The following is a 17,076-nucleotide window of genomic DNA, read 5'->3' on the forward strand; positions in this document are numbered from 1 at the left end:
GTCGAAACTAGTGGTTCAAGGGGCTGACGGTGTGACCGACAGCCCTGACTTGTCTGATTCGGGACTCGACATGTCCCAGACTCTACCCGAGCTCGATGGTGAGTGGTTAGGACAGATCGGTTCTCAACCGGCTTAACGTTATTGCGAACGGGGTCAGCGCAGAGGCGCGCGGCAAACCAGTCAGAGCTCGCGATGATCCGCTCTAGTTTTTATGAATTGGAAGTGTTTCTCATAAAAATGATTTCCGTGCTTTATGAGTTCTGCCGGCACCGAGATGACCGCAAAGCTGCGGTGACCTCTGGCTGCGGTGACCATCCTCAGCCAGAACAATCAAGCGGACCACTTGGCGTCGAGGGAGCAGGTTATAGTGTCTCCCGTCGAAGTTAAGTGGTCCGCTCGATGAAGCGTGGGGCCAGAGCGAGGCTCAGAGCCCGAGCACGCGCTTTTCGCGGGCGATCTCTTCGACGATCTGGTGGTCGCTCTTCAGCTCCTTGATCAGAGCGATTCCGAGGACGACGACGATGACGGTGAATGGCACAGCAGAGAGCATCGCCGCCTGTTGCAGAGCCTGGAGTCCGCCGAGGAGGAGCAGCACGATCGCACAGGCGCCGGTGAGGAAGCCCCAGGTGGCGATGACTGGCCGGTTCGGCTCGAACGAACCTCGCGAGGACAGCGAACTGAGCACGAAGGTGTTCGAGTCAGCAGAGGAGACGAAGAACAGGATCACCATGATGATGGTGAAGATCGAGGCCAGAAGCGTGAGCGGGAGTTCCTCGAGCAGACTGAAGAATGCGGTGTCGAGATTGGCAGACGTCGCCTCACCGATCTTCGCTCCGCCCATGTCGAGCTTGATCGCGGACCCGCCCATAATGGTGAACCAGAGGAAGAACACGGCGCTTGGAACGAGCAGCACACCGGCGACGAACTGGCGGATCGTTCGGCCCTTGGAGATCTTGGCCAGGAAGATTCCGACGAAGGCGCTCCATGACAGCCACCAGGCCATCATGAAGTAGGTCCAGCCGAGCATCCATTCGCTGTCTGCAGCGCTGGAAGGCGTCATGAAACTCAGCTGCAGGAAGTCGCCGGCGAAGGAACCGACCGAGCGTACGAACAGATTGGCGACGAAGCCGCTGGGCCCGGTGATGAAGACGAACAGGCCGAGGATGGTCGCCATGGTCAGGGTGATCTGGGAGACGTATTTGATGCCACGGCCGACGCCGGACAGAGCCGAGCCGGTGAAGAGCAGCGTCAGCACACCGATGACGACGACCTGCAGAGTCAGGGTGGCGTCGACGCCGAACACGACTTTGAGGCCTTCGCCGATCTGAGAGGCGCCGAGGCCCAGCGACGTTGTCGTTCCGAACAGGGTGGCGATGATGGTGAGGATGTCGATGAACTTGCCGACCCAGCCGTCGACGAAGCGACCGAGCACTGGGCGCAGCATCGTCGAGACGAGAGCCGGCCGACCTTTCCGGTGTGTGGAATAGCCGATGGCCAGGCCGAAGACTCCGAAGATGGCCCAGGCTTGGAAGCCCCAGTCGAGGTAGGAGAACTGCATTGCCCGGACCGCGGCGTCCATGGTCTCCGGCTCTGCCAGGCCATGTGGTGGGACCATGAAGTGCGACATCGGTTCGGCCACACCGTAGCTGACGAGGCCGATGCCCATGACCGCGGCCAAGACCATCGCCAGCCAGGCGAAGGTGCTGTACTCTGGCCTCGAATCCGCTGACCCGAGCCGAAGACGGCCGAATCTGCTGGCGGCGAACCACACGAGCATGACGATCGCGGCGAATGGCACGACGAGGTAGATCCAGCCGAAGCCCGATGACACGGCGGTCATCGCTGTGGTCATGATGGTGCCCAGGCTCTCAGGTGAGATCGCGGCCCAGAGCACAAAGGCGATGACGAAGGCCACCGACCAGTAGAAGACGCTGCCGATATTGCTGTGCTGAGCGGAGTCGGCGGCTTCCTGTGATTCTGCCTGTGCGGTATCGGTAGTGCTTGCCGCGGGGTCAGGCTCCGAGTCGGCTTCAGATCCGGGGTCAGTCCCGGGGTCAGGCTCCGGTTCGGGTACGTGGTTGTCCATCATCGTCATCGTGGTCTCCAAACTCGAATCCACCTGGGCGGCGGGCAGGAGTCTTCGTCAGGGGGCGGTGGGGGTAGTGCGCTATGGCAAGAAACAGGCTCCGCGAACTGGGGTGTTCGTGGAGCCTCGTAGGTGACGAGTGTATGCGCTTATGTCAGCAAAGCCTGCCTCGATTCGGCACTCTGACGAAGAGTGTGAGGTATCTCGCGTGGCCTGCCAGCCCTCAGACTTCGAGCGTGAGCAGGTGGTAGCTCATGGTCTTTCCGTGCCCGTCGAGGTTGGGAGAGCCGGTGACTCCGCCGCCGAGCAGCCCGGTGAGTTCGAAGCTGAAGGAGTGCAGAGTCGGCAACTCACTGCGAGTGACAGTCTGCGCGTCGAGGCCGAAGTGGAGGGCAACGCGTTCAGCGCTGAGCTCCTGATCGAGGCGGCTATACGCGGACTGGTCATGGGCGATGACGCCGAGGATGAGGGTATCGCCTTTGTCTCCGGTGCGTACCGACGCGAGTTCGTCGATGGTGGTCATTCGTTTCCTCCCATTCCTCTGGCGGCCGGGCCATTGTCAGTGATGCTGCCGGGCACCGGTCCTACCGGCGATCCGTTGACGAACTCGACGTTCACCGACTCCTCGATAATCCTTCGATCCACACTGCACGACTTGACCGAGACGACGCTGTGCACGGTCTTCCGGGCACCACCACCGCCGGCCGGACCGTTGGTGTAGAGCGCCTCGACCTCATCACCGATGATCGCAGCCTCCTGCCGGGTCGCTGCGCTTCCGACGATGCGCAGACGCACCTCGGCGGGGTCATCGACCTTGACCAGACCGCGGAAGGCCGCGGCCATTCCGATGTATTCGACGAACACCGACTCGGGATCGACATCGTAGAGATCTTCGAGGCGCTCGAGGACGATCGCCGCCGCCAACTCGGCCCGTTCCTTCGACCGGAGTCCGGAGTAGCTGATCTGTCCTTCGCCCTGCCACCCGGAGTTGTAGCCGAGAGTGACCTTGAGGTCTCTGGGCCGAGGTGATCCCGTCCCCCCGCTCACACGTACCTGGTCGTCGCCGACCTCTTCGAAGCTCACCCGGGAGAAGTCCGCGATGACATCGGGGGTGATATAGGCGCTGGGGTCGGCGACCTCGTAGAGGAGCTGTTCGGTGCAGGTGCGCGTGGTGACTTCGCCGCCCGAACCCTTGAGTTTGCTCAGGAGAGCCTGCGCATCGGCGTCGACATCGGCGAAGGGGAACCCGAGACGGGCGAGGCCGGCAACAGGCTTCGTCACCGGGTCGGCGAAGTAGCCGCCGGTCACCTGACCGGCGCATTCGAGCAGATGCCCGATGACCGTGGCACGGCCGATGAGATCGGCATCGCCGTGGTCCCAGCCGAAGTAGTGTGCCAGAGCGCCGACATAGAGCGAGGGATCTGCGACACGACCGGTGATGACGATGCGCGCACCGGAGTCCAGAGCACGCCGAATCGGCTCGGCACCCAGGTAGGCATTGGCCGAAATCAGTTCGCCGTCGGAGGCGGATGCCGGCTGCCCCGTCTCCCAGGTCAGCGGATCCTCATCGTTGACGATGCCAAGGACGTCATCCCCGGTGACATAGGCAACGGGCAGGTTGATATCCAACTCTCGAACCACCTCGGCGACGGCATGAGCAGCAGCCCGCGGATTCGCGGCACCGCCGTTGGTCACGATGCGGGTGCCGTTGGCGAAGCAGTGGCCGGCCACTGACCGGATGCGCTCGACCAAGGTCGGATCGAAGCCGGTATCCGCGGTCTCTCGCTCGCGTCGCTGAGCAGCGGCGACAGTCCGCTCGCCGAGGAGTTCGAAGACGAGGAAGTCGAGCTTGCCGTGCTCGGCCAAGGCAATCGCGGGGTCGAGACGATCCCCGGCGAATCCGGCGCCGGCTCCCACCCGCACATGGTGTGCAGGTTTGGGCGGTGACGAGAGCCCGGATTGGCTCGATAGGTTCAAGCTACCCACAGGGGAATCACTCCGATCACGATTGCGGCGATGAGCACGATGATACTGACCAGCCAGGCCCAGCCGATGAGGCCGAGGATGTGCTTGCCGATCGGGACGTTCGCCAACCCGACCAGCAGATAGAACGACCCGGTCAGAGGGCTGATGGGGAACCCGAGGGTCTCCTGCCCGATGACAGAGGCCTGTGCGAGGACGACCGGATCGATGCCGTAGTTCGAACCCACCGCGGACAGGACGGGCAGGACGCCGAAGTAGTAGGCGTCGGGGCCGAAGAACAGGCTCATGGGCACGCCGAGCACCGCGACGACGATGGGCAGGATCGGCATGATCCCGGCCGGCAGGACGTGGACTGCGGAGTCGGCCATCGACTCGATCATTCCGCTTTCATCGAGGACGCCGAGGAGGACCCCTGCAGCCAACAGCGTGCTGGCCATGAGCATGGCTGATTTGGCGCTGATGTCGAACTGCCGGGACTGATTCTCCAGGCCGCGGAAGTTGATGATGAGCGCGAGGATCGTGGCTACGAGGAACGCGATGGCCGGTGAGACGATGCCCCACATCAGCACCACGAGAGTCGCGAGCAGGATGAGGCCGTTGACCCACAACGGGATGTTGCGGTGGTCCTTTTCGACGACGGCGTCAGCCTTGCCAGCATCGGATGCTCCGTCGCCAGTGACCGCAGAGCTGCCAGTGGCACCAGAGGCGGTGCCGCGGGCGTTGGAATCCACCATCACCGAGGTGGTCTGTGCCCCTACGTCGTCAGCACCGGAGGACCGTGTGGTCTGGTTGGCATCGTGAGTATGGACCGCCTCGGCGAATTCGGAGGGCTTTCCCTTGGCGATGCGCTTGGCTTCGCGACTGCCCAGGAACCAGGCGACGCCGAGCGCGGCGATGACTCCGACGATCTGAGCGGGGATCAGCGGTGTCCACACTTCATTCGCCTCGACACCGACGGTGGCCGCAGCGCGAGCGGTCGGCCCACCCCAGGGGAGCGTATTCATGGCACCCGCGCCGAGACCCACACATGCTGTCAGCGTCAGGCGGCTCATGCCCAGACGTTGGTAGATCGGCAGCATAGCCGGAATGGTGATGAGGAACGTGGTCGCGCCCGCGCCATCCAGATGGGCGACCGTGGCCAGCAGCGTCGTTGCCAGGGCGACCGTCTTCGGTGACGAACCGCCGAATCTGATGATCTTGTCGATGATCGGGTCGAAGAATCCGACGTGGCGCAGAATGCCGAAGAAGACGATCGCGAACACGAACATCACGACGACACTGGCGACACTGGTGATGCCGGCCAATGCGAATTCGCTGACTTGGGACGGTGAGTTGCCTGCGATGAGAGCCGCGACGATCGGGACTCCGGCCAGTGCAACGATGGGTGAGACCTTCTGCATGAGCAGCAGAGCGAGGATCACCAGCATTGATACGTATCCAATGAGTGAAAGCACCTTTGATTCCTTTCTCAGAGATCAGCTTCTATGATCCAGGGTCATTGAGGGGCGCGTCCAATACCGATTCGCTCTACACTGATGATCTATGGTTATCAATCTGGCGATGTACCACCTGCGCACGATCGAGGCGCTGCACCGGCTGCGGAGCTTCACTCTCGCCGCCGAGGACATGCAGATCTCTCAACCTGCCGTCAGCAGGGCGCTGGCCGAAGCCGAACGGCGCATCGGCGGCAGACTCTTCGATCGCAGCACACGCTCGGTCGTGCCGACTCGTTTGGGCGAGGAGGTCTCCGCTCATGCCTCGATGGCCGTCGCCACCTACGATGAGGCGCTTGATCGAATCTCTCGGCACATGAATGGTGATGACGGGGTTGTGCGGGTGGCATGCCTGCCCTCGGTGACGGCGACGCTGCTTCCCTCCGTGATCTCTGACTTCCGACGCGATTTGCCGCAGGTGGGTCTGAAGATCCATGACGAGCCGCAGGAGAACGTGGCCGAGAAGATCCTCAACGGCACAGTCGATCTGGGAATTCTGGCACTCGACTCCAGCATCCCGGCCGAGCTTGAAGTCGAAGGGGTTGCCTCAGACCGGTTGGTGGCGATCATGCCCGTTGGTCACCGACTCGCTCACCGGGATGAACTCGACTGGTCCGACTTCGCTCGCGAGAAATTCATCGGCTTCGACGCCGTGACCAGCATCGGACCCTTGGTCACCCACGCCTTCGCCAAGCACGATGTGGACGTGGACATCGTGCAGACAGCGCGCAGCATCCCGGCCGTCGGAGGACTGGTTTCAGCGGGCCTGGGTGTCTCCGTCGTGCCAGAGATGGTCGTTCCATTGGTGAAGTTCGAGGGCATCGAAAGCGTACCGATCGCACCAGTCATCGAACGCACCTTAGTTGTCGTCCACCGCAAGCGCGGTCCACTCCCGGCCGTCGTCGAGCGGTTCCGCCAGAGCCTGCTGTCGTGACGAGTCGCGCGCCCGTCAGCAGTGGCGAGCGATGTGCTTCGGGCTGTCGGCGACAGTGAGGTCGCGGTCGCGAAGTACGACTGAACCCGGTGTCTCGGGGTCTTCGCAGATCTCGTCCCAGTCGCGAGGGAGATTGTCGGTGTATTCGATGTCGATGACCGCCTGTCCGTAGACGCGACTGTGTTCCTCGCACTCTCGGAAAGCAGAGCACTCTTCGGCGACGGCAAAGTCGAAGCCGACCTCGTCGTGCAGGGTGCGTGAGAATTCTGCGGCGTTCTTCTGTCCGACGGCGAGGCCGAGGCGATGAGAGAGCTCAGCGTAGGAACTTGCAAGAGCCGCATTGTCTTCGATGTCGATTGCCTTCTGTGCCCGGGTGAACGAGTCGAAATTGTCGAACTCGATGGCATCGAAGCCTGCCGCTGCGCACTCGCGTATCCACGGACTGACAGTGTCGAAGACCTTCTCACGTTTGTCACCGGTCGACGTGTCGATCAGAACTTCATCGGGCCACTCGGGATCGACAAGCGGATTGCCGCCTTTGGACAGCAGCAGATCAGAGTCCCAGGCCTCGAGTTCATCAGGCTGCGTCTGAAAGCCGTTGACGTAGCAGATCGAGTAGCGACCAGGGGCGGGTTCGTCTGATTTGTCACGCGCAACGATGCTGACGTCCTCGGTCGGCTCGTACGCGCCGCCGAGCTGGTAGTCGGGGAGACCCCCGGCCGGCGGAAGCTCCACCGCATGCGCCGATGGCGTGCCGTCAGAAGGAGAGCTTCGGGGTGGATTCGATGCGCAAGCTGAGAGCAAGGCTGCGACCAGTGCTCCGACCACCAGGATTGAGCCTTCACGCCGCATGAATCAGATCCTACACAGCCTGGTCTGCAGTTCATTACGACCAGCAAACCAGACCGTGCAACGGACCCGAGCCTCACAGGTATGGCTTCGTGATGAGCTCCAGGTACATGCCCGAAGGGTCCAGGAAGTACACGCCTCGCCCCTCGTGCTCGGTGTTCGTCTCGTGCAGGCGCTTCCGTTGCGGATCTGCCCAGTAATCGAGGCCACGTTCGTCCAACAGCGCCACCGCACGGTCGAAATGATCATCCGTGCAGATGAAGGCCATATGCACGGGCTGGATTTCGAAGTTCGGCGGGGGAGATGCGAACTGCAGCATCACGCCCTCGTCGAGCATGATGTTGGCGAAGAGTCCCCACGACTGAGTGTGCTCGGCCTCGAGGATGTCGACATAGAACTGAGCCGATTCCGCCGGATCGGCGGCGGCGATGATGGTGTGATTGAAGATTGCTGACATGGTGTCCTTTCGAAAAGTGGATTCTGTGCGGGAGAACTTCTCGAAAGGGGAGGACCGCGAATTCTGCGCTCGCGGCCAATGCGGCTCAACGGTCGACCGGGTTACCGATCCGTGAGCGGCTGAAAGCCTGTCCGGTCATAGACAACAGCATAGTCGACTCGAGGATCATTCGCCCGTACGTAAGGGCCATCGGGTTCTCTGGATTCAACCGCTCTCAAGCCATGGAACCTCGAAACGGTTGGTAAGTTCTGCTCGATCCAGACGCCTGAATCGAGCAGAACTTACCAACCGTTTTCGCTTCGTCTGGCGTGTGTGAGGATCCGTTGAGTCAAAAGGTGCGCGGACTATGAGCGGGCGCCCTTAGTGACGTTTCAGCACCACCGCGACCTCGAGGTGCTTCGTGTGCGGGAACATGTCGAAGACTCGCGCCCGCTCGACCGTGTAGCTGGGCATCCGGTCGAGGTCCTTGGCGAGAGTGAGCGGATTGCAGCTCGAATAGACGACGTGTTCGATCCCGGATTCCTCGAGTGCTGCCGACAGCCTGGACCCGATCCCTCGCCGAGGTGGATTGACGATCACGCAATCCGGTCGTTCGGCTGTGCCAAGGTTCGACTCGGCGAATTCTGTGGCATCAGCGGCGATGAACTCGACGCCGGCACCCGTTCGAGATTCGAAGCCGAGTTCGCCGGCGCTGATCTTTGCCGATTCGATGGCCTGCTCGCTGAGCTCCACGCCGGTGACCTTGCGCGAGATCTGCTGGTCAGTCGCCTCCGCACAGTACAGCGCGAACCCACCGACTCCGCAGTACAGATCCCACAGTGAGGCCGGCGCAATCTCATCGACCCACTCAGCGACCTGGTTGTAGAGACCGATCGCCACCTCGGTGTTCGTCTGGAAGAAGGACTGCGGACGCAGGTGCAGGTCGACCCGATCGAGATTCATGCGCAGCGAGTCACCGAGCAGCATCTCCTCGCGGCTGCCCTCGAGCACGGCCTTATGCTCGGGTAGCAGATTGACGGAGATGACAGTCGCTGTGGGAATCAGCTCCATGAGCCGGTCGCGTCTGGAGCGCAGCACGTCGAGTCCGTGCTGGGAGCGGACGACGAACCGGATCATGAGGTCCCCCGACGGAGCCGCGGTGACGTGGACGAACTTCAGCTCACCTCGGCGCGCTTTGACGTCATAGGGCGCAAGCCCGGTGCCGTTGAGGAAGTCCGCGATCGTCGGGATGACCGCGCGGATCTGCGGGGCTTGGATTCCGCACTCGCGCAGGTCGACGCCGTGGAAGTCCTGATCCAGGATGCCCATGGTGACAGCGCCGGTCGCACCGCCCACAGCAAGCTTCGCGCGATTGCGGAAGTCGCGGTCGGCGCCGACGGCCGCCGGCAACCAGGAATCGGGGGAGTGGTCGGCCAGCACCTCGGCGCACCAGGCCTCTTTGTCCGCCACCTGATCGTGGTGGGGCGTCTCGATGAAGGTGCAGGAGTGGCACAGTCCATCGTTGAAATAGTGGCAGTTCAATTGCCCGGTAGCCGCCGAGGTGGGGGTGAGGGGCAATGATGTCATGTACCTATTTTACGGGGTTGATTCTGTGCCCTGCCCACGGTCGATTGTCGAGTAGGCCGCGGCCTACTCGGCCGTTGACGCGCGCGACCGAGGCCCCGTAGACTGATTGTGACCAAATCGATTTGGCCGGCGGTTGTCCGAAGGGACTCCGATATCGTTGACCACGACGAAAACAGGGTCGCCGAGGCCCCTGTGACGACGAAGGATGACATGACTCAGCTGCGCGCTCTGCACCAGGCCCCGACGCTGCTCGTTCCCGAACAGGTCCTCCTCCCCGAAGGTCCCCAGCGCGATCACGCGATCCTCATAGCCGACGGACGCATCGCCGCAGTCGGACCGCTCGAATCGGTGGCTGCTGAAGCGCCCGCCGATGTCTCCCGCATTGATCTGCCTGGCCGTCTCCTCATGCCCGGTTTCATCGACGCGCATCATCACCTCACGCAGTCCTTCGGCAAGTCACTCGTCTTCGGCGAACCCTCCGAGATCTTCCAGCGCGTGTGGGTGCCGATGGAGGCGAACATGGACGCCGAGGCCATCGACGTCGCCACCCGCCTGGCGGCATGGGAATCCCTGCGCGGGGGCTTCACGACAGTCGCCGATGCCGGCACCCGCGCCAGCGTCGACGTCTCCGCGATCGCCGATGTCACCGCCGAGGTGGGACTGCGCTGCGTCCTCGGCGTGATCTGCAATGACCTCGGCGGGGGGACGAAGACCGCTGAGGTCGCCGAGGTGGTCGCCGCCGCCGAACGCCACCTGAACAGGTGGGACGCCGAGAGTCTCGTCCACCCATCCCTGGCCGTCTCGATCCCCGAGGTTGCTTCGGACGAGGCCCTGATCGCGGTCACGCGGCTGGCACGCGAGGCCGGAGTCCCCTTCCAGACCCACCTCAACGAACATCTCGCCGCGGTCGAACGGTCCCTCATCACAAGCCGGGAGCGTCCACTGGAGCGCCTGGCCCGCCTCGGCGCGCTGGGTCCAGAACTGCTGGCCGCGCACGCCACCCTTCTGACTCCACGCGAGATCCGGCTCCTGGCCGACAGCGGAGGAGCCGTCGCCTACAGCCCGGTGGCGAGTTCCTGGAAGGGCAATGCCGTCTCCCCGGCTCTGCTCATGCACGAACTGGGAATGCGCGTCGGCCTGGGCACAGATGGCACCCGCTCCGACGCCTTCCGCCTCCTCGATGCGGCCGAGACCGCGCAGCGACTGACCGCAGGCATGGATGTCGGGGATTCCTCGAGCGGCGGCGGCTGGACCTGGCTCGAGCAGGGACTGCGCGGGGGAGCCGACGCAGTTGGACTGGCCGGAAAGGTCGGAGAGATCGCGCCCGGAGCATTGGCGGACCTGCTGGTCATCGACCTCGACGTTCCCGAATTCGTGCCCTCCTGGGATGTGCCCTGGGAGCTCGTGCGCATCGCCAATCGCGACCAGATCGAGGCCGTGATCGTCGACGGCAGACTCCGGCTCGAGAAGGGGTGGCCCGTCGACTGGGACGGACGTGCCTTCCTTGAACGTGCCCGCGAGGTCTCACACCGCGTCGTCGCCGATTCTCCGATCACCCGCATCGACCCGTCGGCAAGTGAACATCGCGCCGCGTGGATGAGCGAGCACCGCCCGTGACGGTCCTCGGCCTCTCGATCCTGGCCTTCTCCATCGTCGCGATCACTGTGCTGCTCTCTGCCTTCGTGCAGGGCTCGACGGGCATGGGCTTCGCGATGATCACAGCCCCGGTCGTGAGCTTCATCGACCCGAGCCTCATCCCCGTGATGCTGCTGGTGCTGATGATCCCGCTCAACTTCTACGTTGCCGCTAGAGAGCGAGCCGACATCCACTGGCACGGGGTGAAATGGATCAGCGTGGGCCGTTTCGCCGGCACGTTCTTCGGGCTCTGGATCCTCGTCATCGTCAACCTTCACCAACTCGCCCTGCTCATCGGCTGGTCGACGCTGGTGGCGGCAGTCATCGCGCTCCTGGCACCGAAATTCACCCCGAACAAGCCAGTCCTGGCCATCGTCGGACTCATCACCGGCGTCACCGAGACCTCGACGGGCATCGGCGGACCGCCCTACGCCCTGGCCTACCAGCACAGTCCCGGCCCGGAGCTGCGGTCAACGGTGGCCGTGTGCTTCCTCGTCGGAGAGGTCATCTCCCTCATCGTGTTGGCCATCAGCGGGCAGGTGAGTGGGCCCGTCATGCTCTTCACCCTCGCAATGCTGCCCTTCCTGGCCATCGGATCCTTCCTGTCCAAGTACGTTCACCACCGCCTCGACGGCCCCGTGCTGCGCTACATCGTCCTCGGATTCGCGATCATCTCCGGCGCCATCGTCATCATCCAGTCCTGAATGTTCGTCCAGTAGTCTGAGGTCATGGGAGATTCTTCGCGTCCGAGCCGCGCCACGATCGCCGATGTGGCACGTGAAGCCGGTGTCTCGCGCACGACCGTGTCCCATGCGCTCAATGGTCTGGGCAAGGTCAACTCGGCGACACGGGACAAGGTCAAAGACGTCGCCGCTCGCCTCAACTATCGTCCCAGCGTCCGCGCCCAAGGCTTGCGATCGGGCCGCTCCCAGGCGCTCGCCCTTCTGTCATCGATGCCCTCCGCGATCTCTGCTGGTCCGTCTCAGCTGGGCTTCTTCACGGAGCTGGCAATGGGGTGCGCACGGACTGCTCTGCTCAAGGGCTACGTCTTCGTCCTCGCTCCACCCGACGGCGATGCCAATCCCGTCGACCGGCTCGACATCGACGGTGCGATCCTCCTCGAACCGGCGACCGATGACCCCATCGCTGCGGCGCTGAATGACCGCGGAATCCCCTTCGTGGCCATCGACGGTCCCTCGAGCCAACGCGTCGTGGACCTGCACCATTCGGAGACTGCAGAGCTTCTCGTCTCGCATCTCATAGAGCGCGGAGCACAGCATCCGGCGCTCGTTGTGGGCGCGGATCGACGCCGATCGCAGGCCGCCGCACGAGAGGTCTATGAGGGTGCTGCCGCTCGTATCGGCTTCACCCCTGTGATCGCCGAGGCGGATGAAAGCGATGGTGAAGACGGCGGGTACCGTGCCTCGTCCCGGCTGCTTGCTGAGCATCCGGAGGTCGACGGACTGATCGTTCCCATCGATGCCTTCGCCACCGGTGCCGTGCGGGCAGGAGTCGAGGCAGGACGGACGATCGGTGACGATCTGCTCATCGCCACGAGGTACGACGGTCTGCGCGCCCGCACCAGCACACCGCCGCTGACCGCTGTCGACCTGGGACTCGACGAGATCTCGGGCGAGGCCGTTGAACGCCTCGTCGCTATTCTCGACGGTGACTCCGGACCAGAAGCCTCGAGCGCGTCCGCCCCGAGACTCGTCATCAGGGAATCGACGTCAGGGCCCGCCTGATCTGATCAGCCGGACCGGCCTGAGCAGCTCAGCAGAGCCTGACTGAGCAGCTCAGCAGAGCCTGACTGGTCTGATCGACTCAGATCCGGTAATCGCCGGGGCGCTGCTCCAGGTGGCTGGGATCATCGATCGCGGTCCGGCTCTTCGGGTGCCTGTTGCGCTTGCCGGTGTGGTGGAAGAGCAGGTTGAGCAGGACCGAGACGAAGGCCGCCATCGCCACTCCGCTGCCCAGCAGCGACGCGAGGTTGGGGGAGAGCTGCGAGTACATGCCCGGAATGAGCACCGGGAGAAGCCCTGCAGCCAATCCGACGGTGGCCGTGATGAGGTTGCCGGTCTGGTTGAAGTCAACCTTGGCGAGCATCTGTATGCCCAGGACGGCGATGATCGCGAAGACCACGACTGCGGTTCCGCCGACGACTGCCGCCGGAATGCCGTTGAGGATCTTGGCGATGGGGCTGATGCCGATGATGATGAGGAGGACGCCGGCGAAGGCCGTGACGAACCTGCTGCGTACACCCGAGGCGCGCACAATGCCGACGTTCTCACCACTGGTGACCATTGCCGGTGTGCCGAAGAGTCCACCAAAGATCGTGACGATGCCATCAGCGCGGATCAGCCGTGGAACGTCGCGACTGGCCTCGACCTTCTTCTCGACGATCTCGCCGTTGATGATCGTCTGTCCTGTCGCCTCGGCCATGGAGGCCAGGGCCCACAGCAGCATCGGGATTGCGGCGATGACATCGAACTTCGGGGTGCCGAAGGGGAAGAGCGTCGGGGCCGCGAGCAGCGGGCCGCCGGTCTGTGCGGCGAAGTCGGTGGCACCCATGAACGCGGCGACGATGGTGCCGCCGATGAGTCCGAGTGCGATCGAGAGTTTGCCGAGCATTCCGCGCAGAAACCGAAAGCACAGCACGGTGATGACAACCGTGATGAGGCCGAGCAGCAGGTTCTGCGGATCGCCGAACTCCTTTGTGTCGGCCTCACCGACGATGAGTTTGCCGGTGACTTGGACGAGGTTGACGCCGATGACGATGACCATGATCCCGATGACCAGCGGCGGGAAGAATTTGAGCAGTTTCACGAACAGGGTGACTGCCAGGATGTAGAAGACGCCGGTGAGGATGACTGCGCCGACGGCAGTTTCGATGTCGGTTCCCTGGCCGATCGTGATGAACAGGACGGTGGCCGCGCCGCCGGGGAGCATGACGAAGGGCAGCTTGACGCCGATCTTCCACACCCCGACTGACTGGAGGATCGACCCGAGACCGGAGAAGATGAAGACCGCCGCTAAGATCGCCGAGGTGGCAGCTTCGTCGAGGTCCAATGCGCCGGCGATGAGGAAGACCGAAGAGATCGGTGTGGCCACCATGACCAGGACGTGCTGGATCGCGAACGGGATGAGCTTGTGCATCGGTCGAAGCTGATCGACGGGATGGACGGTCTCGGCTGCTTCGGGTGCGGCGGTCATGGGACTCTCCTCGGAAACGCATCTTGATCGGGCCGTGCATCATTGGCGGCCAAATCGATTTGTTTAATCGTCCCCGGAGACACGGATCGTGTCAAGAGTCAGTCTGAATGTCGGACGAATCCGAGGCTGAACTGCCCGCTGCGTCAGGCGAAGGTGAAGCTGAGGATCATGAATACCCCGAAGGAGATGAAGGGGGCCAGGACCGCGATGGAGATGGCAACAATGCCCTGAGTCCTGGCGCGGCCGGTAACAGCTGCGACGATACCCATGATGAGGCCGGTGAATCCGAGTGCGGCACACAGAACCTGCAGTCCGGCGAATACGATCGCGAGGTTCTGGTACCAGCTGGGGGCGTCGGTGAAGTAGTAGCCGTTGGCGTTCTCCATCGGGCCGATGGTGATGCCGAGAATGATCGAGATGAGCAGGGACAGCCCCGCGGCGATGATGGTGAGGACAAGGGCGAGCTTGCCGAGCAGCGGGCGGTTCGCACCTGCGGGAGACATCCCGCCGTGATTAGTCTCCGTGTTGAGCGAGGCAGGTGTTTGGCCGATGACGCTGCCGTGACTGTGACTGGCGCCGTTGCTGCCACCGTGCACGTGATGTCCCAGTCCCAGCGCTGCGGTAGAGGGCTGCTGCGATGCCAGCTCATCATCGGTGGGCTGGGGATACATGAAGTCCGGCGAGGTCATGTCTTCGACACTATCGACGCCGACTCCTGCCCGCCCATGCGGCTTCCCTGTGTCCGGGGTCGGGAAAACCTGACCATCTGCTGGGGGGGGGCAACGGACTGACTACCGTTGGGCGGCGATGCGGAAGCGTTTCTGCGTCACCTCGATCGGAGTTCTGCGGGTCGCGAGCCGATCGAGGGCGACGAGGTTGTCTGCCACCGTGAATCCTGGAACGTCCCAGGGGATGTAGGCGAGGTACTCGATGATCGCCTCGACGTCGGCGAATTCCATCGTGCCGGTCCACTCATCGGCATCGGTGATGGTGAAGCCCTGGGCCTCGAGCTCGTCGAGGCGGGGCCCGAGCTGATTCTCCGGGGTTTCGGGCCGGCCACCGAACCAGAGGCGGAATTCGCCGGCCTCCGTGCCGTCGACCTGCTGGGTGAGGAAGCGTCCGTCGGGTGCGATGACACGGGCGAGCTCCGCCGGGTCGTAGCTCTCATGTCGGTTCATCACGAGGGTGAAGTAGTCGTCGGGCCAAGGCATAGGCTGCCCGGTCTCGCTGTCGTACTCACGCACCTCGATGCTGTATTCGGCCAGCGCCGAGGTGGCCAACTCCAGGTTCGGCTTCCACCCTTCGCTGGCGTGGACCGAGGATCTGCGACTGATGAAGCCTCCTACGGTGCTGACACTTTTGACGAGTTTGCTCAGGCGCTCGCCTCCGCCGGTTCCCATATCGAGGCACGGCTGCAGACGCGCCATCGCCTTGGCGCAGGTCAGGTCAAAATCCCAGGGCGGATCGTCGGCGACGAGACGCGAGCCGAGGGCGGCGAAGTCCCACCCGGTCATCACCGCTGTCTCGTGGATCCATTGCCATCGGGCGTATCGGTCCTCTGCAGATTCGGCCACGCTGCCAATCCTTCCGTCTCGGTGCCGTCCTCTCGGCCCTGACTCCACTATGAAATCTCCGAGAAGGGAAAACAAGCAGCCGGGCACGCCGGTTCGAGAATGATCGGAAACTGCAACAACTCAGGTCTGGCGGTACCTATGGTTGGGCGCCACCTCAGACGAGGAAGCAGATGACGAGGACGAGGACGTTGAGCACGAGCATCCCAAGGCAGTTGAGCCAGAAGTCGCGGCCGATGTAGCCCGCGCGCAGATGGGCCCCGGCTGCGGTGAGAAAGTAGACGATGAGTCCGACGATCGCGGCCAGTCCGACCCCCGGGATCCAGAAGCCTGCGATCAGCCCCGCCGCCGCGAGGAACTTCACCACCGCCAGCACCCACCACCAGTCGCGGGGGAGTCCGACTCCGTCCAAGCAGTCGGCGATGACCTTCGGCGGCCAGAAGGTCAGGAGTCCGTCGACGCCGACGATGAAGGCCATCACCGCCACCGGCCACCAGGGATCGGGGAGCAGGGTCATGGTGAATCATCTCCGTGATTCGGGGCGCAGTCTCATACGGGCCTGCGCAGCTGGGTGTGGAAGGCGATGCTCTGTGAGAGGGCATCGGTGGCCTCGTGCAGACTCATATCGCTGGCCGCCCACCTAAACAGGATGCCCAGATAGGAGTCGTAGAGCGCGACAGCACTGGCCTGGGCATATGCTTCGCTGATCCCGATCGAGACCAGACTTGACGACAGTTTGTCCTGCAGGTCGTCCGCCAGGGTCTCGAACACCTGGGGTTTGCCCGCCTCGCGTATCAGTGCGGCCGCATAGTCCCGGGACAGATCCTCGTGAGAGGCGAAGAATTCGAGGAAGGGCAGGAAGATCCCCACGAGGTGGTTCTGCACCGCCGAGGTGGCCGCTGGCTTGGCGCCGCCACGTGCAGGAGGTGCCTCCTCGGTGATGGCACGGGCCCGAGCCGGAAGAGTGTAGGTCCCGGATTGGAGCTGTCCGATCCACCGGTCGTAGCAGCGGACGAGGAGGACATCCTTGTCGCCGGCGGCCATCACTCTGCCCACGGACACCTCGGAGTGTTTGGCGATGCCTCTGACCGTCGTGGCCTTGTAGCCGAGCTCGAGGAAGAGATCGGCGGCGGAGGAGATGATCTTCTCCTCAGTCCTCAGACGACGACCAGCGCGTGAGTGAACATGTTCAGTGGGCATAGTCGGATCATAAGCCTTTCCGTGTTCAGTTACCAGGGCGGTCGCCCAGATTGCTCGTCAGTTGAAGTAGAATGCGCGGTGTTGCCCAC

Annotated in this window: 16 protein-coding genes; 4 read left to right on the forward strand and 12 right to left on the reverse strand. The window is 63.3% G+C overall.

What is annotated here, in order from left to right; translation table 11 throughout:
* Nucleotides 1-424: 424 nt before the first annotated feature.
* From LQ788_RS02280 to LQ788_RS02295, 4 genes are all read right to left on the reverse strand, one after another.
* Nucleotides 425-2,095, reverse strand: coding sequence for a BCCT family transporter (locus LQ788_RS02280; protein WP_231444875.1), 1,671 nt, complete (start codon nucleotides 2,093-2,095; stop codon nucleotides 425-427).
* 214 nt (nucleotides 2,096-2,309) lie between these two features.
* The gene (locus LQ788_RS02285) at nucleotides 2,310-2,609 is read right to left on the reverse strand and encodes an AtuA-related protein (protein ID WP_231444877.1); all 300 of its coding nucleotides are present in this window, start codon (nucleotides 2,607-2,609) and stop codon (nucleotides 2,310-2,312) included.
* Nucleotides 2,606-4,003: an acyclic terpene utilization AtuA family protein gene (locus LQ788_RS02290; protein WP_231444879.1), complete on the reverse strand. Its 1,398-nt coding sequence runs from the start codon at nucleotides 4,001-4,003 to the stop codon at nucleotides 2,606-2,608. Before LQ788_RS02290 ends, LQ788_RS02285 begins: the two co-directional genes overlap by 4 nt.
* Nucleotides 4,004-4,059: 56 nt before the next feature.
* Nucleotides 4,060-5,523 carry a CitMHS family transporter gene (locus LQ788_RS02295; RefSeq protein WP_231444882.1) on the reverse strand — a complete coding sequence of 488 codons (1,464 nt, stop codon included), beginning with the start codon at nucleotides 5,521-5,523 and terminating at the stop codon, nucleotides 4,060-4,062.
* 88 nt (nucleotides 5,524-5,611) lie between these two features.
* Here LQ788_RS02295 and LQ788_RS02300 point away from each other — a divergent pair, with 88 nt between their 5' ends.
* Entirely contained in the window at nucleotides 5,612-6,496 is an 885-nt protein-coding gene (locus tag LQ788_RS02300) for a LysR family transcriptional regulator (RefSeq protein WP_231444884.1), read from the forward strand.
* 15 nt (nucleotides 6,497-6,511) lie between these two features.
* Here LQ788_RS02300 and LQ788_RS02305 read toward each other — a convergent pair whose 3' ends face one another.
* From LQ788_RS02305 to LQ788_RS02315, 3 genes are all read right to left on the reverse strand, one after another.
* Nucleotides 6,512-7,231 (reverse strand): endo alpha-1,4 polygalactosaminidase, encoded by a 720-nt coding sequence (locus LQ788_RS02305; protein WP_231444886.1) that lies wholly within the window; start codon nucleotides 7,229-7,231, stop codon nucleotides 6,512-6,514.
* A 190-nt stretch (nucleotides 7,232-7,421) separates the two neighbouring features.
* Nucleotides 7,422-7,802 carry a VOC family protein gene (locus LQ788_RS02310; RefSeq protein WP_231444888.1) on the reverse strand — a complete coding sequence of 127 codons (381 nt, stop codon included), beginning with the start codon at nucleotides 7,800-7,802 and terminating at the stop codon, nucleotides 7,422-7,424.
* A gap of 360 nt (nucleotides 7,803-8,162) precedes the next feature.
* Nucleotides 8,163-9,368: a methyltransferase domain-containing protein gene (locus LQ788_RS02315; RefSeq protein ID WP_231444890.1), complete on the reverse strand. Its 1,206-nt coding sequence runs from the start codon at nucleotides 9,366-9,368 to the stop codon at nucleotides 8,163-8,165.
* A 210-nt stretch (nucleotides 9,369-9,578) separates the two neighbouring features.
* On the opposite strand from LQ788_RS02315, the gene LQ788_RS02320 reads away from it, so the two are divergent.
* From LQ788_RS02320 to LQ788_RS02330, 3 genes are read left to right on the forward strand one after another with little or no spacing between them, the layout of a single operon-like run.
* Complete coding sequence (locus LQ788_RS02320) at nucleotides 9,579-10,985, forward strand: amidohydrolase family protein (protein WP_231444892.1); 1,407 nt, start codon at nucleotides 9,579-9,581, stop codon at nucleotides 10,983-10,985.
* A complete protein-coding gene (locus LQ788_RS02325; RefSeq protein WP_231444894.1) occupies nucleotides 10,961-11,707 on the forward strand; it encodes a sulfite exporter TauE/SafE family protein in 747 nt (248 codons plus the stop codon). The genes LQ788_RS02320 and LQ788_RS02325 overlap by 25 nt, the downstream gene beginning before the upstream one ends.
* 24 nt (nucleotides 11,708-11,731) lie before the next feature.
* Nucleotides 11,732-12,748: a LacI family DNA-binding transcriptional regulator gene (locus LQ788_RS02330; protein ID WP_231444896.1), complete on the forward strand. Its 1,017-nt coding sequence runs from the start codon at nucleotides 11,732-11,734 to the stop codon at nucleotides 12,746-12,748.
* A 79-nt stretch (nucleotides 12,749-12,827) separates the two neighbouring features.
* On the opposite strand, the gene LQ788_RS02335 is transcribed toward LQ788_RS02330, so the two are convergent.
* The 5 genes from LQ788_RS02335 to LQ788_RS02355 form a co-directional block, all read right to left on the reverse strand.
* Complete coding sequence (locus LQ788_RS02335; protein ID WP_231444898.1) at nucleotides 12,828-14,216, reverse strand: uracil-xanthine permease family protein; 1,389 nt, start codon at nucleotides 14,214-14,216, stop codon at nucleotides 12,828-12,830.
* A 143-nt stretch (nucleotides 14,217-14,359) separates the two neighbouring features.
* On the reverse strand, nucleotides 14,360-14,905 hold the full coding sequence (locus LQ788_RS02340) for a hypothetical protein (RefSeq protein WP_231444900.1): 546 nt from the start codon (nucleotides 14,903-14,905) through the stop codon (nucleotides 14,360-14,362).
* A gap of 102 nt (nucleotides 14,906-15,007) precedes the next feature.
* Complete coding sequence (locus tag LQ788_RS02345) at nucleotides 15,008-15,790, reverse strand: class I SAM-dependent methyltransferase (RefSeq protein WP_231444903.1); 783 nt, start codon at nucleotides 15,788-15,790, stop codon at nucleotides 15,008-15,010.
* A gap of 154 nt (nucleotides 15,791-15,944) precedes the next feature.
* Nucleotides 15,945-16,304, reverse strand: coding sequence for a DoxX family protein (locus tag LQ788_RS02350; RefSeq protein ID WP_231444905.1), 360 nt, complete (start codon nucleotides 16,302-16,304; stop codon nucleotides 15,945-15,947).
* A 32-nt stretch (nucleotides 16,305-16,336) separates the two neighbouring features.
* Nucleotides 16,337-16,987, reverse strand: a complete 651-nt coding sequence (locus LQ788_RS02355) for a TetR/AcrR family transcriptional regulator (RefSeq protein WP_231444907.1) — start codon at nucleotides 16,985-16,987, stop codon at nucleotides 16,337-16,339.
* Between the last annotated feature and the right edge of the window lie 89 nt (nucleotides 16,988-17,076).

The organism is Brevibacterium zhoupengii (assembly GCF_021117425.1).
Lineage (GTDB): Bacteria > Actinomycetota > Actinomycetes > Actinomycetales > Brevibacteriaceae > Brevibacterium > Brevibacterium zhoupengii.